The 22,241-nt window shown below is 68.7% G+C and carries 25 protein-coding genes and 3 pseudogenes; 18 read left to right on the top strand and 10 right to left on the bottom strand.

Translation table 11 applies throughout. The features are described 5' to 3' along the window. Positions 1–129 precede the first annotated feature (129 nt). Together ASG32_RS04280 and ASG32_RS04285 are read left to right on the top strand one after the other, a co-directional pair. A complete protein-coding gene (locus ASG32_RS04280; RefSeq protein WP_020090935.1) occupies positions 130–357 on the top strand; it encodes a hypothetical protein in 228 nt (75 codons plus the stop codon). 93 nt (positions 358–450) lie between these two features. Next, positions 451–1,299: a DUF6456 domain-containing protein gene (locus ASG32_RS04285; protein WP_199866078.1), complete on the top strand. Its 849-nt coding sequence runs from the start codon at positions 451–453 to the stop codon at positions 1,297–1,299. Positions 1,300–1,305: 6 nt separating this feature from the next. Here ASG32_RS04285 and ASG32_RS04290 read toward each other — a convergent pair whose 3' ends face one another. Next, a complete protein-coding gene (locus ASG32_RS04290) occupies positions 1,306–1,734 on the bottom strand; it encodes a SufE family protein (RefSeq protein WP_020090933.1) in 429 nt (142 codons plus the stop codon). A gap of 80 nt (positions 1,735–1,814) precedes the next feature. Beyond that, positions 1,815–2,906 (bottom strand): PAS domain-containing protein, encoded by a 1,092-nt coding sequence (locus tag ASG32_RS04295; RefSeq protein WP_199866079.1) that lies wholly within the window; start codon positions 2,904–2,906, stop codon positions 1,815–1,817. A 359-nt stretch (positions 2,907–3,265) separates the two neighbouring features. Between ASG32_RS04295 and ASG32_RS04300 the strand changes: the two genes are divergently transcribed. From ASG32_RS04300 to ASG32_RS04310, 3 genes are all read left to right on the top strand, one after another. Then, positions 3,266–3,568: a DUF3761 domain-containing protein gene (locus ASG32_RS04300; RefSeq protein WP_020090931.1), complete on the top strand. Its 303-nt coding sequence runs from the start codon at positions 3,266–3,268 to the stop codon at positions 3,566–3,568. A gap of 115 nt (positions 3,569–3,683) precedes the next feature. Further along, positions 3,684–4,358, top strand: coding sequence for a helix-turn-helix domain-containing protein (locus ASG32_RS04305; RefSeq protein ID WP_056522970.1), 675 nt, complete (start codon positions 3,684–3,686; stop codon positions 4,356–4,358). Continuing rightward, positions 4,333–5,547 carry a terminase family protein gene (locus tag ASG32_RS04310; RefSeq protein ID WP_244491811.1) on the top strand — a complete coding sequence of 405 codons (1,215 nt, stop codon included), beginning with the start codon at positions 4,333–4,335 and terminating at the stop codon, positions 5,545–5,547. Before ASG32_RS04305 ends, ASG32_RS04310 begins: the two co-directional genes overlap by 26 nt. On the opposite strand, the gene ASG32_RS04315 is transcribed toward ASG32_RS04310, so the two are convergent. The 3 genes from ASG32_RS04315 to ASG32_RS04335 form a co-directional block, all read right to left on the bottom strand. Continuing rightward, complete coding sequence (locus tag ASG32_RS04315) at positions 5,544–6,602, bottom strand: tyrosine-type recombinase/integrase (RefSeq protein ID WP_244491796.1); 1,059 nt, start codon at positions 6,600–6,602, stop codon at positions 5,544–5,546. The genes ASG32_RS04310 and ASG32_RS04315 overlap by 4 nt on opposite strands. 270 nt (positions 6,603–6,872) lie before the next feature. Then, positions 6,873–7,304 carry a hypothetical protein gene (locus tag ASG32_RS04325; protein ID WP_056522975.1) on the bottom strand — a complete coding sequence of 144 codons (432 nt, stop codon included), beginning with the start codon at positions 7,302–7,304 and terminating at the stop codon, positions 6,873–6,875. A gap of 507 nt (positions 7,305–7,811) precedes the next feature. Beyond that, complete coding sequence (locus ASG32_RS04335) at positions 7,812–8,060, bottom strand: hypothetical protein (RefSeq protein WP_056522979.1); 249 nt, start codon at positions 8,058–8,060, stop codon at positions 7,812–7,814. Positions 8,061–8,247: 187 nt separating this feature from the next. On the opposite strand from ASG32_RS04335, the gene ASG32_RS04340 reads away from it, so the two are divergent. Then, positions 8,248–8,832: a hypothetical protein gene (locus ASG32_RS04340; protein WP_056522981.1), complete on the top strand. Its 585-nt coding sequence runs from the start codon at positions 8,248–8,250 to the stop codon at positions 8,830–8,832. A 92-nt stretch (positions 8,833–8,924) separates the two neighbouring features. Further along, positions 8,925–9,128 (top strand): hypothetical protein, encoded by a 204-nt coding sequence (locus tag ASG32_RS04345; protein ID WP_056522983.1) that lies wholly within the window; start codon positions 8,925–8,927, stop codon positions 9,126–9,128. Positions 9,129–9,142: 14 nt separating this feature from the next. Here the strand turns inward: ASG32_RS04345 and ASG32_RS33665 are convergent, their stop codons facing one another. Beyond that, positions 9,143–9,433, bottom strand: a complete 291-nt coding sequence (locus tag ASG32_RS33665; RefSeq protein WP_157861894.1) for a hypothetical protein — start codon at positions 9,431–9,433, stop codon at positions 9,143–9,145. Positions 9,434–9,534: 101 nt separating this feature from the next. Here ASG32_RS33665 and ASG32_RS04355 point away from each other — a divergent pair, with 101 nt between their 5' ends. From ASG32_RS04355 to ASG32_RS04365, 3 genes are read left to right on the top strand one after another with little or no spacing between them, the layout of a single operon-like run. After that, positions 9,535–9,813, top strand: coding sequence for a hypothetical protein (locus ASG32_RS04355; RefSeq protein ID WP_056522986.1), 279 nt, complete (start codon positions 9,535–9,537; stop codon positions 9,811–9,813). Between the two features lie 43 nt (positions 9,814–9,856). Next, the gene (locus ASG32_RS04360; protein WP_056522991.1) at positions 9,857–11,824 is read left to right on the top strand and encodes a hypothetical protein; all 1,968 of its coding nucleotides are present in this window, start codon (positions 9,857–9,859) and stop codon (positions 11,822–11,824) included. Continuing rightward, positions 11,824–13,875, top strand: coding sequence for a hypothetical protein (locus ASG32_RS04365; RefSeq protein ID WP_056522993.1), 2,052 nt, complete (start codon positions 11,824–11,826; stop codon positions 13,873–13,875). Before ASG32_RS04360 ends, ASG32_RS04365 begins: the two co-directional genes overlap by 1 nt. Here ASG32_RS04365 and ASG32_RS04370 read toward each other — a convergent pair. Beyond that, on the bottom strand, positions 13,839–14,063 hold the full coding sequence (locus tag ASG32_RS04370) for a hypothetical protein (protein WP_056522995.1): 225 nt from the start codon (positions 14,061–14,063) through the stop codon (positions 13,839–13,841). The two genes, ASG32_RS04365 and ASG32_RS04370, sit on opposite strands and share 37 nt — an antisense overlap. Before the next feature lie 147 nt (positions 14,064–14,210). Here ASG32_RS04370 and ASG32_RS04375 point away from each other — a divergent pair, with 147 nt between their 5' ends. Next, entirely contained in the window at positions 14,211–15,371 is a 1,161-nt protein-coding gene (locus tag ASG32_RS04375; protein ID WP_244491797.1) for a hypothetical protein, read from the top strand. A 41-nt stretch (positions 15,372–15,412) separates the two neighbouring features. Here the strand turns inward: ASG32_RS04375 and ASG32_RS04380 are convergent, their stop codons facing one another. Then, a complete protein-coding gene (locus tag ASG32_RS04380) occupies positions 15,413–15,775 on the bottom strand; it encodes a hypothetical protein (protein WP_157861895.1) in 363 nt (120 codons plus the stop codon). A gap of 205 nt (positions 15,776–15,980) precedes the next feature. Here ASG32_RS04380 and ASG32_RS04385 point away from each other — a divergent pair, with 205 nt between their 5' ends. From ASG32_RS04385 to ASG32_RS04395, 3 genes are all read left to right on the top strand, one after another. Further along, positions 15,981–16,178, top strand: a complete 198-nt coding sequence (locus ASG32_RS04385) for a hypothetical protein (protein ID WP_056522997.1) — start codon at positions 15,981–15,983, stop codon at positions 16,176–16,178. A gap of 425 nt (positions 16,179–16,603) precedes the next feature. Further along, on the top strand, positions 16,604–17,248 hold the full coding sequence (locus ASG32_RS04390; RefSeq protein ID WP_244491798.1) for a response regulator transcription factor: 645 nt from the start codon (positions 16,604–16,606) through the stop codon (positions 17,246–17,248). A gap of 316 nt (positions 17,249–17,564) precedes the next feature. Next, positions 17,565–17,870, top strand: coding sequence for a pyocin activator PrtN family protein (locus ASG32_RS04395; RefSeq protein ID WP_056523001.1), 306 nt, complete (start codon positions 17,565–17,567; stop codon positions 17,868–17,870). A 435-nt stretch (positions 17,871–18,305) separates the two neighbouring features. On the opposite strand, the gene ASG32_RS34900 is transcribed toward ASG32_RS04395, so the two are convergent. After that, positions 18,306–18,717 (bottom strand): methyl-accepting chemotaxis protein (locus ASG32_RS34900; RefSeq protein ID WP_244491799.1); only part of this gene is annotated, 412 nt, incomplete at its 5' end. A gap of 1 nt (position 18,718) precedes the next feature. Beyond that, a pseudogene (locus ASG32_RS04400) lies at positions 18,719–19,794 on the bottom strand (PAS domain-containing protein); the annotation flags it as partial. A gap of 314 nt (positions 19,795–20,108) precedes the next feature. On the opposite strand from ASG32_RS04400, the pseudogene ASG32_RS34905 reads away from it, so the two are divergent. The 4 genes and pseudogenes from ASG32_RS34905 to ASG32_RS04415 all read left to right on the top strand — a co-directional run. Then, positions 20,109–20,234 (top strand): annotated as a pseudogene (locus tag ASG32_RS34905) (transposase); the annotation flags it as partial. Positions 20,235–20,268: 34 nt separating this feature from the next. Further along, the gene (locus ASG32_RS35755; protein WP_348271882.1) at positions 20,269–20,550 is read left to right on the top strand and encodes a transposase; all 282 of its coding nucleotides are present in this window, start codon (positions 20,269–20,271) and stop codon (positions 20,548–20,550) included. Next, positions 20,508–21,368: pseudogene (locus ASG32_RS32125) on the top strand (IS3 family transposase); the annotation flags it as partial. The gene ASG32_RS35755 and the pseudogene ASG32_RS32125, both read left to right, overlap by 43 nt. A 302-nt stretch (positions 21,369–21,670) precedes the next feature. Then, positions 21,671–22,096 carry a hypothetical protein gene (locus ASG32_RS04415; protein ID WP_056523006.1) on the top strand — a complete coding sequence of 142 codons (426 nt, stop codon included), beginning with the start codon at positions 21,671–21,673 and terminating at the stop codon, positions 22,094–22,096. Positions 22,097–22,241 lie beyond the last annotated feature (145 nt).

Here is a 22,241-nt window from a genome sequence, read left to right on the forward strand (position 1 = left end):
GCGGATCCGGGGTGATCCAAGAGGGCTGGCGGCGATGCCGGCTCGGCCGGGAGCCGGTTCCGGCCTGGGGCGTTGAACCGCGGGCCGTGGCGTCGACCACGGTCGCCGGTTCGATCCCGAGGTGCCGACATGGACGCGATCCCCGATCCGCAGCCGGATCCGCAGGACGATCACCCCGCCGCTGACCTGGAGCGGGTGAACGACATCCTCGCCGCCTGGGCGGCGCGCTCCGCCACCGAGAGCGCCGCGCTGATCGACCGGTTCGAGGCGATGGGCTACGAGGTCCGCGGCAAGTCGGAGGGCGAGATCGCCGACATCCTGCACCGGCCGCCGACGCGCGCGGCCGTCGCTAGATAGCTGTGGGTTGTAGGTAAAAAAGCCTTGACCTTCTGATTTTTCCTGAGACACTGGAGGCTTCGCACGTCCGTCGTAGCACACACGGAACAAAAAATGAACATGCGAGTGAAGGGCGGCCGTTCCGCCTCCGCGGGGACGCGTCGCCGCGGCGCCGCTCCGGGGGATCTCCCGGCGGAGGCGGTGCGCCTGCTGGCGCGGCTCGGGGAGCCCGGCGCCTACGCGCGGCCCGACCCCCTGGTCGAGGACGCGCTGGTCGCCCGGCGCGGCGGCGACGGGATCTCGGTGGGGAGCGGCCGCTTCGCGGCCGCCTCCGGGCGCGCCCTGGCGGCGGCCGATCTGGCGACGTGGAACGCGGCCGGCACACGCCTGACGATCAGCGAGGCCGGGCGGGCGCGCCTGCGCCGGGAGGCCCGGCCGGGCGACCTCGCCTTCGCGAACCAGCACCGCGATCTCGCCGTCGTGGAGGGCGGCGCCGGGCCGACCCTGCGCAACGCCGCCGAGAATCCCCTGACCTGGATGGTGCGCCGACGCGACCGGGACGGCGCGCTGCTCATCGACGCGGCCGCCTTCGAGGCCGGGGAGCGGCTGCGGCGGGACATCACCACCGCCGCCCTGCTGCCGCGGATGGGCGCGGATCTCGGGGCGCCCCGGATCGACGGCGGCGGCCCGCGCGACCCGGCCTCCGCGGCCGACCACGTGATCGCGGCCCGGCAGCGGGTGCGCGGCGCCCTCGACGCGGTCGGGAGCGACCTCTCGGGCCTGCTGATCGACCTCTGCGGATTCCTGAAGGGCCTGGAACGGATCGAGGCCGAGCGCCGCTGGCCGGCCCGCTCCGCCAAGGTCGTGGCCCGCATCGCCCTGGGGCGGCTGGCCGAGCATTACGGGCTGGAACGGGAGGCGACCGGTCCGGACCGGGCCCGCCTGCGCCTCTGGCGCGGGTGAGGCCGCTCAGGCCTCGGCGGCGAGCCGGACCGCGTCGCGGTGGATGCGCTCCGCCATCGCCCGGACGCCGTTGGAGCGCTTCGACGTGACGTGGGCGCCGAAGCGGAGCTGCCGGAAAAGGTCGAGGCCGTCGGTCTCGGCGGCCTCCTGGGGCGTCTTGCCGGTGTAGAGCGCGATCATCAGCGCCACGAAGCCGCGGACGATGAACGAGTCGCTGAAGCCGTGCAGGACGAGGCGCGGCGTGCCGTCCGCCGGCTCCGCCCGCGTGTCGATCCAGACCTGGCTCTCGCAGCCGTGGACGCGGTTCGCCTCGGTCCGCTCCGATTCGGGCATCGGCGGCAGGGCGCGGCCGAGCTCGATCAGGTACTCGAGCCGCATGTCGTCGTCTTCGACGATCTCGAAATTCTCGATGATGGTGTCGATGGGAGGGAGCATGCTCGGCCGGGTCCGGAAAGGTCTGGGCCGCTATAGGCCGGCCGCGCCGTTGTGGCGACGGGGTCCGGCGCCGCGGGCGCTCATTGCGGGCCGGGGCGCGCCGCCGGCAGGGTCAGCCACAGGGGGTCGCCCGGGCTGGCATCGCCCGCGACGCTGATCTCCGCCTGGGCCGCGTAGGCGGCGATGAGGCGGGGGCCGAGCTTCGGGACGTTCGGTCGGCCCGACTCGGCCGTGTCGCTCACCTTCGAGACGATCGAGAGGCGCAGCGGCGCGGCGGCCTCGATGTCGATGGCGATGGCGCAGGCGACGTGCTCGGCGGTGGCGTCCAGGCACTCGGCCACGATCTCCGCGACGATCATGCCCAGGGCGTTGGCGGTGCGCGGCTCCACGAGACCGTTCCCCGAGCCGCCGACCTGGACGCCGATCCGCCCGGCCCGCCGGAGCTGCCCGAGCCCGGAGGCGAGGCGGTGCAGGTAGTCCTTGAGGTCGATCGACGCGATGTGCGGCGCCTCGTGCAGGTGCTGCTGCACCAGCGCGATCGCCCGGACCCGCTGGCCCAGCGCCTCGAAGCTGCCGCGGCAGGGGTCGGGGGCCGCCCGCCCGTAGAGGCCGATCAGGCTGACCATCACCTGGAGGTTGTTGCGGACCCGATGGTAGACCTCGGCCAGCAGCGCCTCCTTCTCGGCCAGCGCGTGCTCGATGTGCTCCTCCGCGTGCTTGCGGTCGGTGATGTCGAAGCAGGAGCCGAGATAGCCCTGGAACCGGCCGTCCTCCACGAGGGGGCGGGCGGTGTCGAGCAGCCAGCGGTACTCGCCGTCGTGCCGCCGGAGGCGGAACTCGACGGTGAAGGGTGCCCGCGCCTCGAACGCCTCGGCGACGATCCGGGCGTGCCGCTCGAAATCCTCGGGATGCAGCCCGCTGCGCCAGCCCAGGCCGAGCTCCGCCTCCAGGGGGCGCCCGGTGAATTCCAGCCAGCACTCGTTGTGGTGGATCGCCTGACCGGCATCGTCCGAGCGCCACATCATCAGCGGCACCACGTCGGCGAATCGCCTGAAGCTGTCGCTGAGGGCGGCGGCTTCCGCGGTGCCCTGCGCCGGGCCCCGACCAGGATCCCCCGCGGGGCCGTTGCCCAGCGGGTCTTCCGCGCCGGACCCTGGTGGCTCACCGACCATTCTGTACCCGATTCACTCTGACGAACTGCGTGAAAGGCGACGCCTGCGTGCGGATGGCGCCGGTCAACGTGTCGACCGGACGGCCGTTCCGGTCCTGAACCGCGTTCAGATCCGCCATTCACCGGGACATTAGCGGCAATACCTTTCGAGCCCGTTCAGCATCCCGCCGACGTGCGGGGCCGCACCGGGCGCGCGGACGCGGCGGAGAGCCGGTCGGGCGACCCCGGCCGAGGTCCGGCCCGCGCGCAGCCCGTGACCCGCGCGCACAACCTGTAGCTGGCTTCTGGATAACCACAGATAGTTCGTGACGCCCCGACCCGGTTGTGTCTCTTGGCAGATGATACAACCTTGAGGGTGCCGTGCTGCCTGTCCCGACCGCGACGAACGCCGCCCGCTGGCCGGTGCTCGCCGGCCTCGTCCTCCTCGGCCTGTCGGGCGGCGCCGTCGCCCGGCCGTTCTCGGAGCCCGACGACCGGAACCTCGACCGCCACGGCCATTACCGCAGCCGGGACGGGTCCGACGTCCACCGGCCGGCCAAGAGCCTCGACGGCAGGAAGCCCGCGGGCGCCACGGCCAAGTGCCGGGACGGCACGTGGAGCTTCAGCCACACCCGTCGAGGCACCTGCTCGGGTCACGGCGGCGTGGCGCACTGGGAGGGCTGAGACCGAACGATGCCTTAAGTCCTAGATCAGCCTAGAAATAGGAATTTACGCTTGACACCGGCGCGCTGCCGGGGTATCAACCAGGCACGGTCGAGACGTGTGCGGAGAGACCCCGATGTGGCCACCCCCTCCCAGCGGGGCGGACAGCCGCGCCGAGGCCCTGACGCTCCTGCGCGAGACCGACCTGACGTGCGACGCGATCGCGGCCCGTCTCGGCGTCCACCCGAAGACCGTGCACACCTGGAACGCCCGGGCCGGCTGGCCGAGGCCGCGGCAGCACCGGCCGCGGCTCCTGACGGGGCGCTGGCCGGCGGCGCGCCGGGCCGCCCTGATCCGCCTGCTGTGCACGCCTGGCGCCGATCCCGGCGACGTCACCGAGATCCTCGGTCTCGGCCGGCTCGACCCGGCGATGATGGCCACGGCCTTCGGGGCTGACCTGCCGCCGGCGGTCACCGGGCGCGGCGACCCCGCGGCCGACCCGGCGACCCTGCGGGCGCGTCTGCGCGCCCACATCGCCCGGCAGATTGCCGCCTTCGACGCGGCTCTGAGCGGGGTGGGGGCGGGCGCGGGCGACTCCGCTCGAATCCTGCGCGACCTCGGCGGCCTCAAGCGGCTCCTCGACACGGTGGATGCGGAGGGCGCGCGCGGCGCCGCGGGGGAGGGGGGCAATGGCACCGGACGCGACACCGAACTCGGCACCGGACCCGACACCGAGCCCGACCTGCCCGCCCTGCGCGCGGAGATCGCGCGACGCGTTGCTGGCTTTGTCGGCGGCCGGGCGGCTGCCTGACTTCCTCGAGACGCTGCCGCCGGACCTCCTCCGGGCGCTCGCGGGCGACTGGCTGCACCAGGCCCGGCCGGACCAGCTGCCACCGCCCGACGCGGCGCCCTGGACCACCTGGGCGGTGATCGGCGGCCGCGGCAGCGGCAAGACCCGCACCGGGGCCGAGTGGGTCGACGCCCTCGCGCGCGGCGACCCGGCCTTCGCGGGCGCGCCGGTCGGGCGGATCGCCCTGGTGGGCGAGACCCATCTCGACGTGCGCGACGTGATGGTCGAGGGACCCTCCGGCCTCCTCGGCCTGCCGGCGCGGGGACGGGCCCGGCCCACCTGGTCGCCGAGCCGCCGCCGGGTGGAGTGGAGCAACGGCGCCGTCGCGCTCGCCTTCTCGGCGGAGGAGCCCGACGCGCTGCGCGGCCCGCAATTCGGCGCCGCGTGGTGCGACGAGGCCGCCAAGTGGCGCCGGCCCGAGGCGGCCTTCGACATGCTGCAGTTCGGCCTGCGCCTCGGCACCCGGCCGCGCAACCTCGTGACGACGACGCCCCGGCCGGTGCCGCTGATCCGCCGCCTGCTCGCCGACCCGCGCACGGTGGTGAGCCGTGCCCGGACCCACGACAACGCCGCGCATCTCGCGCCCGACTTCCTCCAGCAGGTGGTCGGGCGCTACGCCGGCACGCGGCTCGGCCGGCAGGAACTCGACGGCGAGCTCATCGCCGACCGGGACGACGGCCTGTGGACGCGCGCGGCCCTGGAGGCCGGCCGCCTCGCCGCGGCGCCCGATCTCGGGCGGATCGTCGTGGCGGTGGATCCCCCCGCCGCCTCGGGCGCGCGCTCGGATGCCTGCGGGATCGTGGCGGCCGGGCGCGCGGGCGGGCACGCCTACGTGCTGGCCGACGCGAGCCTCGCCCGCGCCACCCCGCAGGCCTGGGCGGCCGCGGCGCTGGCGCTCTACCACCGGCTCCGGGCCGACGCCCTCGTGGTCGAGGTCAACCAAGGGGGCGAGATGGCCGCCGCCGTGCTGGGCCAGTGCGACCCCGCCGTGCCGGTGACCCGGGTCCACGCCACGCGAGGCAAGTACCTGCGCGCCGAGCCGGTCTCGCTGCTCTACGCCCGCGGGCTGGTCCACCACGTCGGCGCCTTCCCGGCGCTGGAGGACGAGCTGTGCGAGTTCATCCTCTGGCTCCTAAGATGTTCCGATTAAAGAGAATTTGTTTTACGGTTTTCCAGCGTTTTACAGCTGGGTTCTTCAGCCGTTCTGCCGAGGGTAAGGAGAGCGGCCTTGCCGCTGGCCTTCTTGTCGGCAAAGCGGCAGTACCGCTCGATCATCGCGAGGCTCATCCCGCTGATGTCCCCGATCTGCCCGACTGAGAGGCCGAGACGGCGCAGCCGGACCACAGCCGTGCAGCGCAGACCGTGAAGCGTCACGCCCGCTAGAGCTGGAATGTTCTCGCGCGCTTCGGCGAAGTGGATGGAAAAGCGCTTGCGGCTGTAGGGCCTGCCGTTCGGCTGAAGCAGGAACGGCCCGGGCCGTCGTTCCCAGTCAGCCATCTCAGCAGCCAGTTCCGGCACGATCGGGCACCAGACCTCGCGACCGGTCTTGCGCTGGCGGATCGTGAACCCGCCTTCGTCCACATCGGTCCAGCCTAGCCGCACGACATCCGAGCCGCGCTGTCCCGTATAAAGGTATAGGAACACGCCCCGACGAATGGTGCCGCTCAGCTCGTCGAGCGCTGAGGCGATCTGTGCCGTCGTCCAAGGCTTGTGGCCGCCGGTCACCGGGTAAGGCTTCACACCCTCGGTGAGGCTATCGTCGAGCTGGCCGCGGGCGCGAGCCCAGCCCGAGAGTGCTCGCATCGTGCCAAGGAAAGTATTGGCTTTGCCCTTCGATTTGGCGAAGCCATCCATGACGGCTTGCACGTGGACCGGTCGCAGTTTGGCAGCCGGCAACTCGCCCCATGCGGTCCGTGCGATACGCAGCATGCGACGATACAGCGCGCGCGTACCATCCGATAGAATTTCGGGATCGAGGAAGGCCGGTGAGGTTTCGTAGGCATCGATCAGAGCATTGACAGTGCCCGTGCCTGTCGCAGCGTCCATTCCCTGAGCTTGGCGGACTGCAATCCAAAACTCAGGGGTCTGTGGGTCGTTAGGCAGACGGATGCGTGAGCCGGCGCGTTCGGTGCCGCGCCCAGCCTGGAAGTAGTAGTACTCGCGCCCGCGCGAGATAATTTTGTGAACGCCCTTAGGGAGGGTCACGACGGCCCTCCTGCGTCTGCGTGGCATGGCGCGCGCCCTCCATAAACGGATCGGAGGAGGAACTGTCCTCGGCACCGCCGAGGTGGGCAAGCGCGTCCTGAACGTCTTGCCAGCACCACCGGACGCACCCGCGCGAGAGCGCGAGCGGTCGCGGCAGCACGCGGCGTCTGACCATCTCGTCGACTGTGCTCTCCGAGATATCGAGTTCGCGCGCGAGGCTGGCGCGTGAGAGGTACGCTGAAGGGCGAAGGTCGAGCGCCAGCCTGTTTGTCATAGCTGCGGTCCTCCTTCCTGTTGATCGGGTGGAGTGCCGCCGAGGCGCACATAGACGGCGCGCATCATCGCTTCGCGCTGGCGCATCTCGGGATGGATGTCAGCGTAGCCCTCGAACACGGATCCGGCCTCGGCGTCGGTAAAATCCTCGCCGATGCTCTCACGGGGGCCGATAACCGTAGCCTTGAGCCGCACGCCGGGGGCGAGCTGCTTCATCACGACGAACGCGGCCTGATCCGGTGTGAGGTTGAGGCTGCCGCCTTGGATGAGCTCGATCTGTTGGCGCTCCGCCTGGGAGGCGAGGCGTAGGCGGTAGGTGCGGGCGTGGTGGCGATCGAAAAACCGCCGGTCGCCCTCCACGGCGCTGTCTGCCTCTTCGGTCAGCCGCTTCATCTTCCGGCGCTGCCAGCGGTTGAGCTGCAGTGTCATCGGCCGCTCCCGTCGTTGGGGCGCATAGTCTCAACGGCTTGGCTCGCAGTGAGGAGCGCGGCGCTGGCGCACCGCAGGGCGTAGGCCAGCCCTCTCCGATCACCGATCAAAGCGAAGGCGGTGGCTGTCTCGCTGTAGGTGCGGGCGATCTCGGCGGCCTCAGCGGCAGCTTCGAATGCGAGGGCGAGGGGCGCGCCGTCTCCGGCGCGCGAGGTGGTGAGAGGCGCCGTCATGCTCGGGCGTTCCAGTGGTCGAGACGAGGGAAGGCCAACTCGGCGACCGCTGCGGCCGTAGCCGGTGGAAGGCCGAAGCGTCTGGCAAGAAACAGGTCTTGCCGAAGGGGGCGAAGCGCCGTAGATCTCTCTTCGCAAGCCGCCACAGCTGCATTCGAGAGCCCTGCCGTCGCCCCGCGATGCGCGGGGTTTCTCATGTCTGGGGTCCTGTCTGAGCGTCGGCCGCCTCGACGCGGGAGGAGCGGCCCGCGGGGCTTGCCCGCGGAAAGCGGGATCAGGCGGCGATCGGCTCGGACTTCATGCCGAGCAGCCGACGGGCGACATGCGCCGGCACGAACACGGCGCGGCCGATCTTCACCGCCTCCACATCGCCGGCCTCGATGGCGCCGTAGAGCCCGCCGCGGCTCATACCGATTGCCTCTGCGAGCGGGGCGACGCGCACGTTCTTCCCCTCTCGGATCCTGGAGAACACGTCGCCGGTCGTCTGGCGCGGTGCCGTTGCATTCGTCTTGGCCTCGGCCATTCCGTTATCGCATGCCTGCATGGGGTGCCTCCGTCGACATCCGTCTCGCGCATTTGTTCGCACAGATCTAACGGTACTGCCAGACATACGTTCTCACCCGTGTAACGAAATGTCATTGACGGGCGTAGCGTCCGTGGGTTAGCCGTACAGGGGAGACGCAGAGCGACGCAGACGACAGGAGAGGCCGATGCCAGCGAAGCTGCCGGATACCGAGGGCCGCCGTCATGCGATGGGGTTTCGGACGACGCTGGAAGGCAGGAGCCGCATTGAGGAAGCCGCTCGGCAGAGTGGACGCTCCGTCTCCCAGGAGATCGAGGCGCGGCTGGAATTCAGCTTCGCGATGGACAAGTACGAGGCCGACCTGAAGAAGAACCCGATCAGCAAGATGATCGACAGCGACACGGAGTCGATGTTCCGCAGCATGACGACTGCAGTTGGTGCCGCGATGTCGTACCTGAACAAGAGCTGGAAGACCGACGTCTTCGCTCGCATGGCGTTCAGATCAGGCGTTGAGGCCGTGATGGACACCATCTTTCTCAAGCACCCGCTCAACATAGCCGGCTCGGGCATCGAGCTGGCTGACCTCAAGAAGGCCCAGGAAACAGGGGCGCTCTACGGCCGCCTGCTTGCCGCGTCGCAGGACAATCCCGCCGTTGAGGAGTGGCTGAACCAGCGCGCTGCAGAACTTGGCTCGGCCAGCGAGTCCGATGCGGATCCTGCTGCCGAGAAGGCCAAGCTACTAAGAAATTTGGTGGGTGCTGACGCAGCGTAACCCAGCGAACCACAAAGACATCGGGGTTTTCGACTTCGTATATACATGAGCGATCAGTCCTCTACTTTCCCAATCTGGAAAGTGAGGCGCCCATGCGACCGCTCAACCTCGATACTATTCTGATCGTCCGGACCGACCGCGAGCTGCATGCGGCCCTGCATGGCGCCGCGCGGCGCGAGGGCACCACGGCCAGCGCGCTCGTGCGCAAGGCCGTCGCCGCGATCGTGGACCCCGATGGTCCGCCCCACTCGCCCACGCCTGCCGCGTCGGCGATGCCGTTGCAGGCTGCCGCGTGATGGGTCGAGCCTTCCTAATTCACCTGCTCTTTGGGCGGTGGCGTCACAGCGCCGATCGCATGCGTCAGCCGATCGTGGAGGATGCGAGCCATTTCCAGATCAAAGCGCAGACGAGCAGCAATGACCATCTGCTCTTCGGGCTCACCGCTTGGCGTGACGCCGATCATCGTCGTGCCGAGCACCACATCGAACTGGCTCCCAATCCAATCAATGCTGATGGCGCGGTTCACGACGCGGACGGGCACATGCTCGGGTTCGCGCAGCGGTACAAGTTTGGGGCTGGCGGGTTTGGGGTCGTCGGACAAGTCTTTAGCTCCATCGGTTCGGTTGGCACCGCCGATGTAGCGCGCTCGCTGGCTGTTGCCGCCGACGGCCGGCCGAGCGTCGCCATTGCGAGGGCTGCGTGATGGGCGAGGTCGACGCACCCGAGGGCGCGCAGGATGCCCCTATCGATCTGTCGGGGCTGTCCGCGCATGAGATGCAGACGCTGGCCTGCCGGACCGAACTGGCGACCCTTCTCCGGGGCATCCAGGGCGTCGCCGGCTTGGCCGCCTGTAACCTCGAAACGGGCGGCTCAGTGCAGGACCTCTGCGGTCTGTTCAGCGCCCTTGGGCAGCTCGACGCGAACGCGACCGATCTCGCTGGCCGCTACGGGGTCCTGATCTCCACCGCAGGCTCAGCCTGATGCTCGGCGCCTTCTCCCTTCTCTCGAACACAGGGGCACGCGGATGAGCGGCGGTCCTTCCTTCCTCGGTGATCTCGGCAGCTTCGATCTGGGGAGCCTCCTCGAGCAGTTGCGGATGTCCCCGCAAGGTCTCGACCCGCAAGCGCCCGCTCCCACGATGGGGCTCAGCCCGTCCCCGTCTCCGGCGCAGCCGCTCCCGATCCGTGGGGCTGGCGACGATACGTCCGGCCACGGCGTCGGCTCCGTCGACAAGCGGCAGCCGTCCATCGCCATGAACGAGGACCAGACGCAGGCACTCGAACGCGCGCAGGCTAGCCCCGCCGATGCGGCGGCGCTCGGTGGCGACTCTCCTCTTGACCGGCTGCTCTATGACCGCTCCGGCTTCGGCGGCGGCGCCAACGGCTTCACCGGCTCGGCCGACCCCTACGGCGCGCGCAACGTGCCGATGCCGCCCTCTCGGCCGTCGGATGCCGACCTGCTGGCCGCCCCGACGGCGACGGGCTCCCTATCGTCCCCGCGCCGGCCGACCGGCAGCTCGAACGTCGCTCCGGCGCCAGGGGTGACGGCAGCCGACACCGGCAACCCGGCATCAAGCAACCTGCAGCCGGTGAACAGCTTCGATCCCCTGACGGGGCAGCCGGTCTCGGGCTCGCCGAAGATGCTGCAGGCGCCCGGCATGGGTGGCCCGACGATGGGTGGCGGCCAGATGCCGACGGCCGGTGGCGCTTCGCAGGGCGGGAGCTTCCTCGAGCGGTTCGCGCAGGGCCTGAACAATCCGGCCGTCGGCAACCTCCTGCTGAACGTCGGCATCGGCCTCATGTCGAACCGCGGCTTCGGCCCCGGCATCGCCGCTGGCCTGCAGGGCTACCAGCAGAGTCAGGCGGGATCGGTGAAGTCGCTCCTCGAGCAGTACAAGCTGCAGAATGAAATCCAGGGGCAGCAGGCGACGCGGGCCTTCCTGCGGAGCAAGGGCCTGTCCCCGGCTGCCGTCGAGGCCGGCACGCTCAACCCGTCGCTCCTGACGCAGATCAACAAGGACCCGCAGCAGTTTACCGTCGGGGGCAACGTGTTCCTGGGCCGGCCGGATCAGGACCCGTCGACCTGGCAGAAGCTCGGCCCGAGCGCCGGCCCGCCGAGCGGCTACCGCCTCGCGGCCGACGGCCAGAGTCTGGAGTACATCCCCGGCGGCGAAGCTGACCCGGCTGTGAAGGAGCGGAACGCGAAGGCCGTCGCCACCGACAAGGAGCAGACGCCGCTCCTCGACATCGAGGCGCGTCGCAAGGTCGGGATCCCCGACAGCGACACCCGGGCGGCCTGGGCCGACCCGAACGGGAAGGTCACGTTCAACGATGGGCCGCCGCTGATCCAGGGGAGGCCTGGGCAGACTGTCTATGAGCGCGGCTCCCTCCGGCCGCTCCTGACGGTGCCATCGGCCAAGCCCGACGGCTACGACACGGAGACCAAGCTGCGGGGCGAGTTCTCCAAGCAGCTCGGCACCTTCGCTGACGTGCACGACGGCTACGGCCGGCTGATCGCGGCGACGAAGCAGCGGCAGGAGAACCCTGGCTCCGTCTCCCCGGCCTCCGACATCTCGTTGATCTTCGGCTACATGAAGATGCTCGATCCCGGCTCCGTGGTCCGCGAGGGCGAGTACGCGACGGCCAAGAACGCGGCTGGCATCCCCGAGCGGGTGACGAACGCCTACAACAAGGCCCTGAACGGCGAATTCCTGACGGACACCCAGCGGCGCGATTTCCTCAACCAGGCGTCCGAGCTGTACGGCACCGCCCGCAAGACCGCCGAGGGCGTGGCCGACCGCTATCGCAATCTCGCGACATCCTACGGCGTCGACCCCGGCAGGTCCGTCTACCTGCCGGACGCGCCGACCGCGCCCCGGATCGGTCAGCAGGGGCAGGCCGGTGGGGGCGCCGCGGCTCGCTTCCAGGCGCTGATGAACAGCGGCATGTCGAAGGCCGACGCCTTCGCGCAGATGCGCAAGGAGGGCCTGTAATGGCGGGCGGCATCACCTTCGATCCGGCCGAGTTCGAGGCGTTCAAGCAGGCTGCCGGCGCTCCGGCGGCTTTGGCGGCTCCGGCCGCGGGCGCGTTCGACCCTGCCGAGTTCGCGGCTTTCAAGGCGGCTCAGACCGGGGCTGATACCGGACGAGAGACCGGCGCGGCGAACGCTGCAGCTCGTGGCTTTGTCGACGGGATCCCGGTGGCGGGCCCGTACATCCTCGGCGGGATCGATCGCGCCGACGCGGCCCTGCGGTCCTACCAGGGCGGTACGGATTACGGTACCGAAGTGGCGAAGGCGCAGCGGTACAGTGCCGACATGAAGGCCGCACACCCCTACGCCAACACCGCCGGCGAGATTGCAGGCGGCATCGCCGGGACCGCGCCCCTTATCGCGGCGGCTCCCGCTGCATTCGGGGCAGGGACGGGAGGCTTTGCGGCGCGTTCGGCTGCATCTCTAGCGTCTGGGCTGGCTCTAGGTGGATCTGATGCCGCCGTGCGCAGCAGTGGGGATTTGCGCGAAATCGGGAAGGGGGCTGCGATCGGTGGCGCGTTCGGCGGTGCAGCCCCTGCCGCTGGCTCGGCTCTCGGCGCCGGGATCCGAAATTTCTACGAGATGATCGGCTCCCGCATGTGGCCTTCGAGCGGTTTCGGCCCGGCCGCGACGCGCGTACTGGCGGAGGATGCGGCCAACTCGGGCGGCGTCCCGCAGATCCGCTCCCGCATGGGTGAACTTGGATCTGACGCGATGCTGCTCGACGCCTCGCCCTCGTTCCAGGGGCAAGCGCAGGGCCTCGCCGTCCGCCCGGAGACCCGGGAGGCCGTCACGGCGCCGATCGTGTCTCGTGCCGCCGGCATGACGGACCGGCTCGCCACCGACATCAACGGAGCGTTCGGCCCGGCCGTTAGTCCGCAGACTGCGACCAGTGCCTTCGCCTCCGCGCGGCAGATCCCCAACCAGGCCATCGGCGATGCCGCGCGGGGCGCTGGTCCGATCGACACGACGGACGTGCTGGCGAACCTCGCCGACCGCCTCCGGACTGCCGAGGGACCGCAGCGTGCCGCCCTGATGCAGGCGCGGAACATGCTGATGACCGAGCACCCGCTGACTGGCGCGGCCATCCCGCAGACCAGTGCGGAGAACCTGCAGAACGCCAAGGTCGCCCTGTCGGGCATGATGGAGCACGGCGCGGAGTCGCTGGGCGTGCCGCGCGGGTCGGTGGCGCAGCGCGAGGGCGGCCTCGGCTCCACGGTAGCCGACCTCAACCGGGTCTTGCGCGACCAGGTGCCCGGCTACGGCGCGGCTAACGACGTGTCGGCGGCGCTCGCGCGGCGCATGGAAGCCGTCGAGGCGGGGTCGCAGCTTCTGCGGGGCGGGCAGGGTGCCACGCCCCCGGCCGACCTTGCTGCGCGCCTTGCCGGCATGTCTCAGGGTGAGCGGGACGCGATGGCCGTCGGCACCCGTGGGGCGATTGACCAGGCCGTCGGCACCCGTCGGAACGATCTCACGGCGATGCAGAACCTGCTGCAGGGGGAGGGCGGCTGGAACACCGCCAACCTCGCACAGGTCCACGGTCAGGCGCCGGTCGACCGCATCGTCGGGGCTGTGAACCGGGAAGCCGCCTTCGATCAGGCCAACCGTCGGATCGTGGAGGGCTCGCAGACCGCACAGCGGACCCAGGCGGCCGACCGGGTGGCACCGCGCACGACGCTCGGCAACGACATCGGCGGCACGGTCGCGGGCGCGATCGGCGGCCCTGCTGGCTGGCTAGCCGCACAGGGCGGTCGGGTGGCGCGGTTCGGCATCAATGCCGCCGGTCAGGCAGCGGACATCGCTCGAAACCGTCAGCTCGCGGATGCCGTCACCCTCACCCAGGGCGACCGGCTGAACATGCTGTTGAACGCCATCGAGGCGCGCGGGGCGATGCAGCAGCGGGCGGCGGCTCTCGGCAAGGTCGCGGGGCTCGGCGCGCAGGCAGCGCTCCTGTCTCAGTCGGAGCGGGCGCGGCCCTACTTCCCGGCTGCTCTGCCAGCCTTCGGGCGGTGACCGCGCCATGCAAAGGCAACAGCCGCGATGAAGATCACTCCGAGGATCCCGAGGAACGCAGCATCGCCGATGCGGTCTGCAATCCAATCGACGCCCTGGGGCACCGTGACGTTCAGGGCCCACCCGAGCGCCGACATCACGACGGCGAACAGGATGAGGGTGGTCAGGATCTCGGCCGTGCGGCGCATGTCGGAGAATGTGGCCCCGCCCCTCCGTTCTGTCGATAGGCGCAGGAGCGGCCTGCAGGGGTCGTCTGGCCGATCAGCAGCTAGGCCGCGTCGCAAACCCTCGAACACCGTCAGCGGGCCGGATTTGGCAACTGTGGGGCATTTCGGATGAGTGATGGTGGATATGGCGGCCTGCCGTCTCTCGCGGGCGGCGATCTCGGGCTGAGCCCGTCCATTCAGGACTGGCTTCTACAGCAGGCTCAGGCGCAGCAGCTCGCCCAGGCCCAGGCGCAGAGCGGTGTGGGCCAGGATGTGCCGCAGGCCACGCCGCCCGGCTTCACGGGCTACACCCCGCCGACGCCGCCGACCGGAGCGCCGACCGATGTCGTGCGGCCGGAAGCACAGGGCCTCGCTTCGGCGGCCTTGAGCGCGCTGGGGCCGTCGAGCGCGCAGGCAGCAACCCCGGATCAGGGCGATATCCGCAGCCGGTTCATCTCGACGCTGCAGCAGGGCGGTCTCACGAACCCGAACGGCCTCGGTGCCGTCGCGGCCTATGCCCAGCATGAGAGCCGATACAGCCCCTCGAACATCACGGGCTCTTGGTCGGACCCGAGCGAGAGTGGTCAGGCCGGTACGTCAGGCGGCATCCTTTCGTGGCGTGCCGATCGCCTAGCCAACATGCGGGCGTTCACGCGGGGCGCAGCCGACCCGGTGGTGGCGCAGGCCAACTTCCTGCTGCAGGAGAACCCGCAGCTCACGCAGGCCCTGCAGAACGCCCAGAGCCCGCAGGAGGCCAACCGCCTCATGGCGGATGCGTGGAAGTTCGCGGGCTACAACCGCTCCGGTGGTGAGAACGCCGCCAGGCTGGCGACGACTCAGGCCTACGCCAACAGCTTCGGCGGCGGCGGTGGGGGAACCTTGCCGGCGCTGGCAGCCTCACGCGGGGGCTCGATGGGTTCGACCGCCCAGCGCGGCGGCTTCGGCTTAAACGGCATCGTCGGTCAGGGCGCAGTCGTGCCGGGACAGGCTTCGGCCATGCCGGGTGTGGCCTCGCTGTCCACTCAGCCGATGGCGCTCGCGCCCGATCCGGTCGGGTTCTCCTCGGATCCGGTGGCCCAGCCCCAACAGCCGGGCAATCAGTACGCCCAGATCGGGAACGCCCTGAAAGCTGCGGCGGCAGGTCAGCAGAAGCAGGGACAGAAGGGCGGCGGGATGCAGCTCGCCCAGCCGGGGCGGCCGAGCCCCATCGGCCTGCAGCAGGCCAAGGCGATGTTCGACCCGGGCAGGTTCTACGGGGTGCTGCGCGACGCAGGGGTTCGCGGCGTCTGAGGCGTTGCCGTCGGGGTCCGAGCGTCAGATGGCCCAAGCCCTTACCGCTGTCGCCCGATCAAACCTCGCATTCTCAGGCTGTTGAGGTAGGCCCGCTGGAGAGGACACCAGAACGCGGCACCGCTCTCGCGGAGCGCCGCTGTGTCTTCGGTCTCGGCGACGTTCATGGCCTTCAGCAGCCGGTCCTGGCCGAAGCGGTCGAGCGACTGCGAGAAGAGGGCGGTTCCGATCTCCTGTAGTTGGGCCTGATCGACTGCGTAGAACGGCGCGCAGTTCCGGCCGATGAGGGTCACGCGGACGATCATCCGTGCGGCTTGGTCGAGGCGAGTAGCATCTTGAGGCAGTGCAGCTTCAGGCGCCTTTGCGGGCCCGGCGACCGCATTGCAGTTCGCGAGCACGAACATGGACAGTCCCCAGCACGCGACGGAGAGGCGGCCGAGGGCGAGAGATCGAGCATGTGCGGCCAAGCCCTTTCGCGGGGCAAGCCTCTTCTGAGGGTCGTAGGTCTGATCCTGTCGCTCGAGCATATTTTCAGGATGGCGAACATCGCGGTGGGTGTCGAGGCGCTGGCATTGGCCCTGCCGTCATCTTGCAGCTACAGGTCTGCCCATGCCCGACAAGCTCGACGCCCTCCTCGAACGCCTCAAGGCGCACCAGCGCGCTCTCATCCTGGCGATGGCCGAACATGACGGCCTGCCGGCGCAGAGCGCGATCCGTCAGGTCGCTGAGCTGGAGAACGTGATCGCGGCAGTTGAAGCCGTGGCTGCCGAAGAAGCAGATCGCGCTCGGCGGGACGGCAGACACTGATCGCCCACCCATACCGCGACATTCGACCGCGCGTTGAGTGGTGTTCTTGAGCCATAGCTAATTACAATCTTTGCCACAACCATAGACTTCATGTAGATCTAAATCGGTCTATATCTCAGCATAAATCCACGTGTAATATTTCAATCTCGTAAAATTTAGCATACTACAATTATATGACAAATTTACCTGAAATCACGTTTGGATAATACCTAACGCATATATGATCGATCGCCACAAACATCTAAAAATTCCTCGCAAATCCGCTTCTGGTCCCGGTTCGACAAATCGAACTCCGATCCAAAAGGTGCGAGGTTATGAGTACGACCGTTGGCGTCCTGATCCTAGATGAACCGCAAGATCCAAGCACAACTGCCCGTGCTGCTCTGGAGCAATTGCCCGGGGTCTGCTTGCTAGGCGAGGCCGCCTTGGAGAACGCCGCTGATGAGCCCAAGGTCGCCGTGATCTGTCTCGGCTCGGACAAGCTTGTGGGCGGGATTGAGCGCGTTGCCGGCCTAAGGAAGCGTCGGCAGGACCTGCGCATCCTACTGATCTTTGACGCGCTGACCGCTAGCCAGTCCAAAGCCCTTTTGGACGCGGGTGCTGACGCGTTCGTCGGGCGCCCACATTCGCAGCAGGAACTGAGAGCAGCGCTGCTTGCCCTTGTAGAGGGAGCGGCCTGTCTCGTTCCTCCGGAGCAGCCGGGCGCCGTGGAGTCGGGCCAGAGCTGCAACTTCGGTTTGTCGCCCCGCGAAATCGACGTCCTACGCTTCCTCTGTGCAGGCTTCAGCAACAAGGAGGTCGCCCGGCGCTTGGCACTGAGTGTGCGCACCGTGGAGACCCATCGGCTCAACCTGCGGCGCAAGACCCAGACCGGCCGTTTGAAGGACCTCGTCTCGCTCGCCCGCCAGCTCGGGCTGCCCCTCCCGTCTGCTGACGAGTGGGCCTCGCATGCCGACAAGCGGTTCGCGAAGGATGGGCGCTCTGTCGGAACTGTGACCGGCACGGAGAGGCATTCCAGTCGTGCTGACGTCACTAGCCCTGCAGAAGAGACATCCTTGAGGAAGCCTTAACGGCGTGAGGCGGTCGCTACGGATGGTGTCTGCCGCTCCCCTGTGAGTACCCTACGGCGTCGCTACGGCTTCTGACAGGCGAAACCGAACGGCAAGCGGGCCGGCCCCCTGAGGGCTCGGCCCGCGCCTTTTGGGCCAGTGTCAACTGTCACGCCGTTCCTGGTGCTTCCGCCTTCTCGGGCAAGGACCCGGAATGACAACGACGCAGCAACCCTTGAGGTCGAAACGGATCCTAGATGAAGCGGAGGCAAACGATCGGCTTGCAGCCGTGAACATCACGCGGAAGCGCTAAGAGGCTCACCCCGCGGAGAACACCATGAAGGCCCGTAGCATGCGAGCGCCCGACCCTGCGCAGCCGACGACGGTCGCCCTCCTGCGGGAGCAGTACGGCCCGCGGGTCGTCATCCCGCTAGATCGCGTGCGGGAGGATTTCTTCGATGGGATGTCGCAGGAGCACCTGCTGCGCCGTGTCAGTGAAGGCAAGCTGAACCTGCCGATCGTGCGGATCGACGCCAGCCAGAAATCGGCCAAGGGCGTCGCCTTGGCCGACCTCGCGGCGTACCTCGACCGCCGGATCGAGGTCGCCCGCAAAGAGTGCCGTCAGCTCTACGGGCAGCCCTGAACGACAACGGCGCAGCAACCCGTAGGGTCACTGCGCCGCTGGATCGGGCCGCAGAGGGGCGATAGCGGCCTTGCAGAAGGGCTACGCTCGGCGCCGCCTCCGCGAGGTGCGCCCAAGTACATCCAAAAGGATGTGGCCCGGTGGCGACAGGGATCAGCCATCGCCTGTGGACGGCGCGAACTGCCCCTGATCCGTCAAGGTTCAGGAGCGAGCGTGCTGACCTCTCTCCCGATCCGGCCTCGCCATGTTCGCCAGCCCTCACGCCTTCGTTCTCCATCACCGCGAGCCCCTCGCCGTGCTCCTGTCATCGGCCCTGTTCCTGGCTGGTGCGCTCCCGTTGTTCTGGGCGATCGGCTGAGCCTTTTAGCGGGGCAAGGATCCATCTAGCTTCACGCTATTAGAAGCCAGCCGCGGACGCTCAAGGTTTTCGGCTCATCAGCCGACGGCGCGCGCGGCTTCGCGAACCTGGCGGGTGGCCGCGTCGACCTGCTCGTTGGCCTGCGCGATCGCCGCCATGCCGCCCGCGATGGTCCCGACCCCACGCGCGGCCGTGTGCATGCTGCCGGAGATTTCCTGAGTCACCGCCGACTGCTCCTCGACGGCGGCCGCGATCGCCGCCGAGATCTCGTCGAGCGCCCGGATCGTGCCCTGGATCGAGCCAATCGCCGACACAGCCTCGCGCGTAGTCGTCTGCGTGGTCGTGATCTGGTCGCGGATCTGATCCGTGGCTTTGGCAGTCTGCTCGGCGAGCGCCTTCACCTCCGACGCCACGACCGCGAAGCCCTTGCCGGCGAGGCCCGCCCGGGCCGCCTCGATCGTGGCGTTGAGCGCGAGCAGGTTGGTCTGGNGACCTCGGTCCGGTCATCCTCCAGCTCCACGAGGCCGTCGGATTGATCTGCGCCGCCTGCCCGCTCAGGCCCTCGACGATGGTGCTGGTGTGCCGGGCCTGCTCGACGGCCTCGCCGGCCATCCGCGCCGCGTGGCTGACCTGCTGGCTGATCTCGCCCACCGAGGCCGACAGCTCCTCGGCGCCGGAGGCCACGCTCTGAATATCGCCGGACACCCGCCCGGCGAGGTCGACGGCCTCCGCGGTCCGGCGGCTGGCGCCCTCGACGGCGGTGCCGATCGCGTCGAGGGCGCCAGCCCGCTGCGCCGCGACGCGCCGGTGGCGCTCCTGGACCTGCGCGGTGATGTCGGCGGCGAACTTGACCACCTTCAAGACGCAGCCGCTGGCGTCGAGGATTGGGTTGTAGGTCGCCTGGATCCAGACGTCGCGACCGCCCTTGGCGATGCGACGGAACTCGCCGCCCGCGAACTCGCCCCGGCCTAGGCGCTCCCAGAACTCGCGGTAGCCAACCCCTGCCTGCTCGGTGGCATCCACGAACAGGCTATGGTGCCGGCCACGGATCTCCTCCAGGCGATACCCCATCGCGTCGAGGAAGTTTTGATTGGCATCGACGATCGTGCCACCGGGGTCGAACTCGATGACAGCCTGCGAGCGATGCAGAGCGGCGATCTGGCCCTCAAGGTCGAGCATGCGCAGCTTCTGCGCCGTAACGTCGGTGGCGAACTTGACGACCTTCACGACACGACCTGAGCGGTCGAGCACAGGGTTGTAGCTCGCCTGGATCCAGACATGCCGACCACCCTTGGCAAGTCGCTTGAACTCGGCGGTCTGAAATCTGCCCTGACGTAAGGCGTCCCAGAAGGCGCGGTACTCGGCGCTATCGCGATAGTCCGGTTCCACGAACAAGGCGTGATGCTGGCCGCGCACCTCGGGTAGGGTGTAGCCCATGCCTGTGAGGAAATTGGCGTTGGCCGTGAGGATCGTACCATCAGGCTGGAACTCGATTACCGCTTGCGAGCGATCGAGCGCGTCGAGTTTGGCTGCTTGATCCGCAGCCCCGCGGGTTCCGCCGAACATGATAGTACTCCTCCCAAAGCTATTTTTTCTTGTTGTTCGGATGGATCAACGGGCAACGGCGTGATCAGCCACCGTGAACTGCACCCCGTTTTGACCGGACAGGCGGCATAGCTCACGAAGGCATAGGCGTTGGCCTATGGGTAAGGCTATGTCATCCGATCCGACCGCCCCACCGGTGCNGCACCCCGTTTTGACCGGACAGGCGGCATAGCTCACGAAGGCATAGGCGTTGGCCTATGGGTAAGGCTATGTCATCCGATCCGACCGCCCCACCGGTGCACGGCGAGATCCTGTCCGGCGTTCAGCGTCGACGGCGCTGGTCTACCACCGAGAAGATCCGCCTCGTCGAGGAGAGCCAGCAGCCCGGCTCGTCCGTGTCGTTCGTCGCCCGCCGCTACGGCCTCTCGCCCAGCCTGCTGTTCTCGTGGAAGCGGCGCATGNCTCGTCGAGGAGAGCCAGCAGCCCGGCTCGTCCGTGTCGTTCGTCGCCCGCCGCTACGGCCTCTCGCCCAGCCTGCTGTTCTCGTGGAAGCGGCGCATGCTGGAGGGCGGCCATCAGGCCGTGCACGCCGACGAGGAGGTCGTCGGCACCAGCCGGGTTCGTGAGCTGGAGCGGCGCGTGCGCGACCTCGAACGYCTGCTCGGGCGCAAGACCATGGAGGTCGAGATCCTGAAGGAGGCGCTCGACCTCGCCCGCACAAAAAAACCGACCTCGCCGCTCAGCTCCTGGGGCGGTTCGACGGGCGGTTCGCGGTGAAGGCGGTCGCCGACACGCTCGGCGTGGCCCGCTCCCACCTGGCCGAGCGCCTGAGCCGCCCCGCCCAGCCGCGCGGTCCCTACCGCAAGCCCGAGGATGCGCAGCTGCTGCCGACGATCCGCGCGATCGTCGATGCCCGCCCAAGCTACGGCTATCGCCGCGTCACCGCACTGGTCAACCGGGCACTGCACTCGCGCGGCGAGGCGAGCGTCAATGCCAAGCGGGTGCTGCGCATCCTGCGGGCGAACGGGCTCACCCTCGCGCCGCACACCGCCCGGCGGCCCGGCCGCACCCACGACGGCACCGTGGTGGCGTTACGCTCGAACGTGCGCTGGTGCTCGGATCACCTCGAACTGCGCTGCCGGGACGGTGCGGTCGTCCGCGTGCTGTTTGCCATCGACGCGTGCGACCGTGAGATCATCGCGTGGTCGGCGACCACGACGGGCGTCTCGGCCGAGATGGTCTGCAACATGATGATCGCCTGCTGCGAGCGCCGGTTCGGCGCGACGAAGACCCCGCACCCGGTCGAGTGGCTGTCCGACAACGGCTCCGCCTACATCGCCAAGGAGACAGCGCAGACGGCCGCCGCGCTCGGCCTACGGCTGCTGTTCACCCCGGTGCGTTCGCCGCAGAGCAACGGCATCGCGGAGGCGTTCGTGAAGACGCTCAAGCGCGACTATGCCCGCCTTGCCATCTTGGTCGACGCCGAGACCGTGATGCGGCTTCTGCCGGCTTGGTTCGAGGACTACAACACCTTCCACCCGCACTCCGGCCTGCGCATGCTCTCGCCCCGAGAGTACCTCAGCCGGACTGCCTAAACCCGCCCCGCTGCCTGTCCGGTCAAATAGGGTGCACTCCACACCGGTCTCACTGGGGCATTGCAAGCATACAATATAATTGCCCTCAAGCATTAATTATCGGTTAAAGCCCCGCCCAATACTAATACCTGCTTTGCGGCGGCCGAAATTATCGTTCTAGTTCAACAATTACAATCTCGTGATCAGAGAAATACAACCTGAGAGTGCAATTTTAAATCTGCACGTGTAGCTTAGCTTTCGGCAACCAAGCTGCCCCACTTTGCCGCTACGCTTCATCGCGGACCGGTGGCACAAAGGGTTCCATGCCGATCCGGCCCGAGCACCGCTTCTTCTACCCGATCGACTGGGCACAGCTCTCGGCCGTGATCCGGTTCGGGCGGGCAAAAGGCTGCTGTAAGGGCTGCGGGCGGCCGCACGGTCGGATGGTCTACCACCTCGGCGACGGCCGCTGGTGGGACGCGGATGCCGGCCGATGGCGTGATGGCTGGGGCCGTCGGATCCGGATCGCTGCGGAAGCTGACATCCTCGGCCGCGCCCGTCGGACCCGGGTGGTCCTGGCCGCCGCACATTGGGACCACGACACCTCGAACAATGCGGACGCCAACCTCGCGGCCTTCTGTCAGCGGTGTCACATGATCCATGACCGGCCAGAACATCAGCGGCGGCGCTGGCGCATGCTGGTCCAGCGGAAGGCGCTCGGCGACCTGTTTAGTGGCCCCTACGCGTGAAGGTTGGTCGAGACCAATGGTGTAGGCTTGGCTATAAATTTAGGGGATCGCATGTCTGTCGATGCATTGGCGGCTACAGCAGATAGCTCGTGCTGAGATATTCTCCCGCGCCTGCTCCTGAAGGCGTATAGTCACCGGCAGAAGT

The sequence above is a fragment of the Methylobacterium sp. Leaf361 genome, from assembly GCF_001424445.1.
Classification (GTDB): Bacteria; Pseudomonadota; Alphaproteobacteria; order Rhizobiales; family Beijerinckiaceae; genus Methylobacterium.

Excerpts from the sequence above, each read along its gene's own strand:
- ASG32_RS04285 (WP_199866078.1), top strand. The coding sequence starts at position 451 with ATGAACATGCGAGTGAAGGGCGGCCGTTCCGCCTCCGCGGGGACGCGT.
- ASG32_RS04395 (WP_056523001.1), top strand. The coding sequence starts at position 17,565 with ATGAAGGCCCGTAGCATGCGAGCGCCCGACCCTGCGCAGCCGACGACG.
- ASG32_RS04365 (WP_056522993.1), top strand. The coding sequence starts at position 11,824 with ATGGCGGGCGGCATCACCTTCGATCCGGCCGAGTTCGAGGCGTTCAAG.
- ASG32_RS04370 (WP_056522995.1), bottom strand. The coding sequence starts at position 14,063 with ATGCGCCGCACGGCCGAGATCCTGACCACCCTCATCCTGTTCGCCGTC.
- ASG32_RS04415 (WP_056523006.1), top strand. The coding sequence starts at position 21,671 with ATGCCGATCCGGCCCGAGCACCGCTTCTTCTACCCGATCGACTGGGCA.
- ASG32_RS04295 (WP_199866079.1), bottom strand. The coding sequence starts at position 2,906 with ATGGTCGGTGAGCCACCAGGGTCCGGCGCGGAAGACCCGCTGGGCAAC.
- ASG32_RS04380 (WP_157861895.1), bottom strand. The coding sequence starts at position 15,775 with ATGTTCGTGCTCGCGAACTGCAATGCGGTCGCCGGGCCCGCAAAGGCG.
- ASG32_RS04325 (WP_056522975.1), bottom strand. The coding sequence starts at position 7,304 with ATGACACTGCAGCTCAACCGCTGGCAGCGCCGGAAGATGAAGCGGCTG.
- ASG32_RS04355 (WP_056522986.1), top strand. The coding sequence starts at position 9,535 with ATGGGCGAGGTCGACGCACCCGAGGGCGCGCAGGATGCCCCTATCGAT.
- ASG32_RS04280 (WP_020090935.1), top strand. The coding sequence starts at position 130 with ATGGACGCGATCCCCGATCCGCAGCCGGATCCGCAGGACGATCACCCC.
- ASG32_RS04305 (WP_056522970.1), top strand. The coding sequence starts at position 3,684 with ATGTGGCCACCCCCTCCCAGCGGGGCGGACAGCCGCGCCGAGGCCCTG.
- ASG32_RS04385 (WP_056522997.1), top strand. The coding sequence starts at position 15,981 with ATGCCCGACAAGCTCGACGCCCTCCTCGAACGCCTCAAGGCGCACCAG.
- ASG32_RS04345 (WP_056522983.1), top strand. The coding sequence starts at position 8,925 with ATGCGACCGCTCAACCTCGATACTATTCTGATCGTCCGGACCGACCGC.
- ASG32_RS04360 (WP_056522991.1), top strand. The coding sequence starts at position 9,857 with ATGAGCGGCGGTCCTTCCTTCCTCGGTGATCTCGGCAGCTTCGATCTG.
- ASG32_RS04290 (WP_020090933.1), bottom strand. The coding sequence starts at position 1,734 with ATGCTCCCTCCCATCGACACCATCATCGAGAATTTCGAGATCGTCGAA.
- ASG32_RS04375 (WP_244491797.1), top strand. The coding sequence starts at position 14,211 with ATGAGTGATGGTGGATATGGCGGCCTGCCGTCTCTCGCGGGCGGCGAT.
- ASG32_RS04340 (WP_056522981.1), top strand. The coding sequence starts at position 8,248 with ATGCCAGCGAAGCTGCCGGATACCGAGGGCCGCCGTCATGCGATGGGG.
- ASG32_RS04335 (WP_056522979.1), bottom strand. The coding sequence starts at position 8,060 with ATGGCCGAGGCCAAGACGAATGCAACGGCACCGCGCCAGACGACCGGC.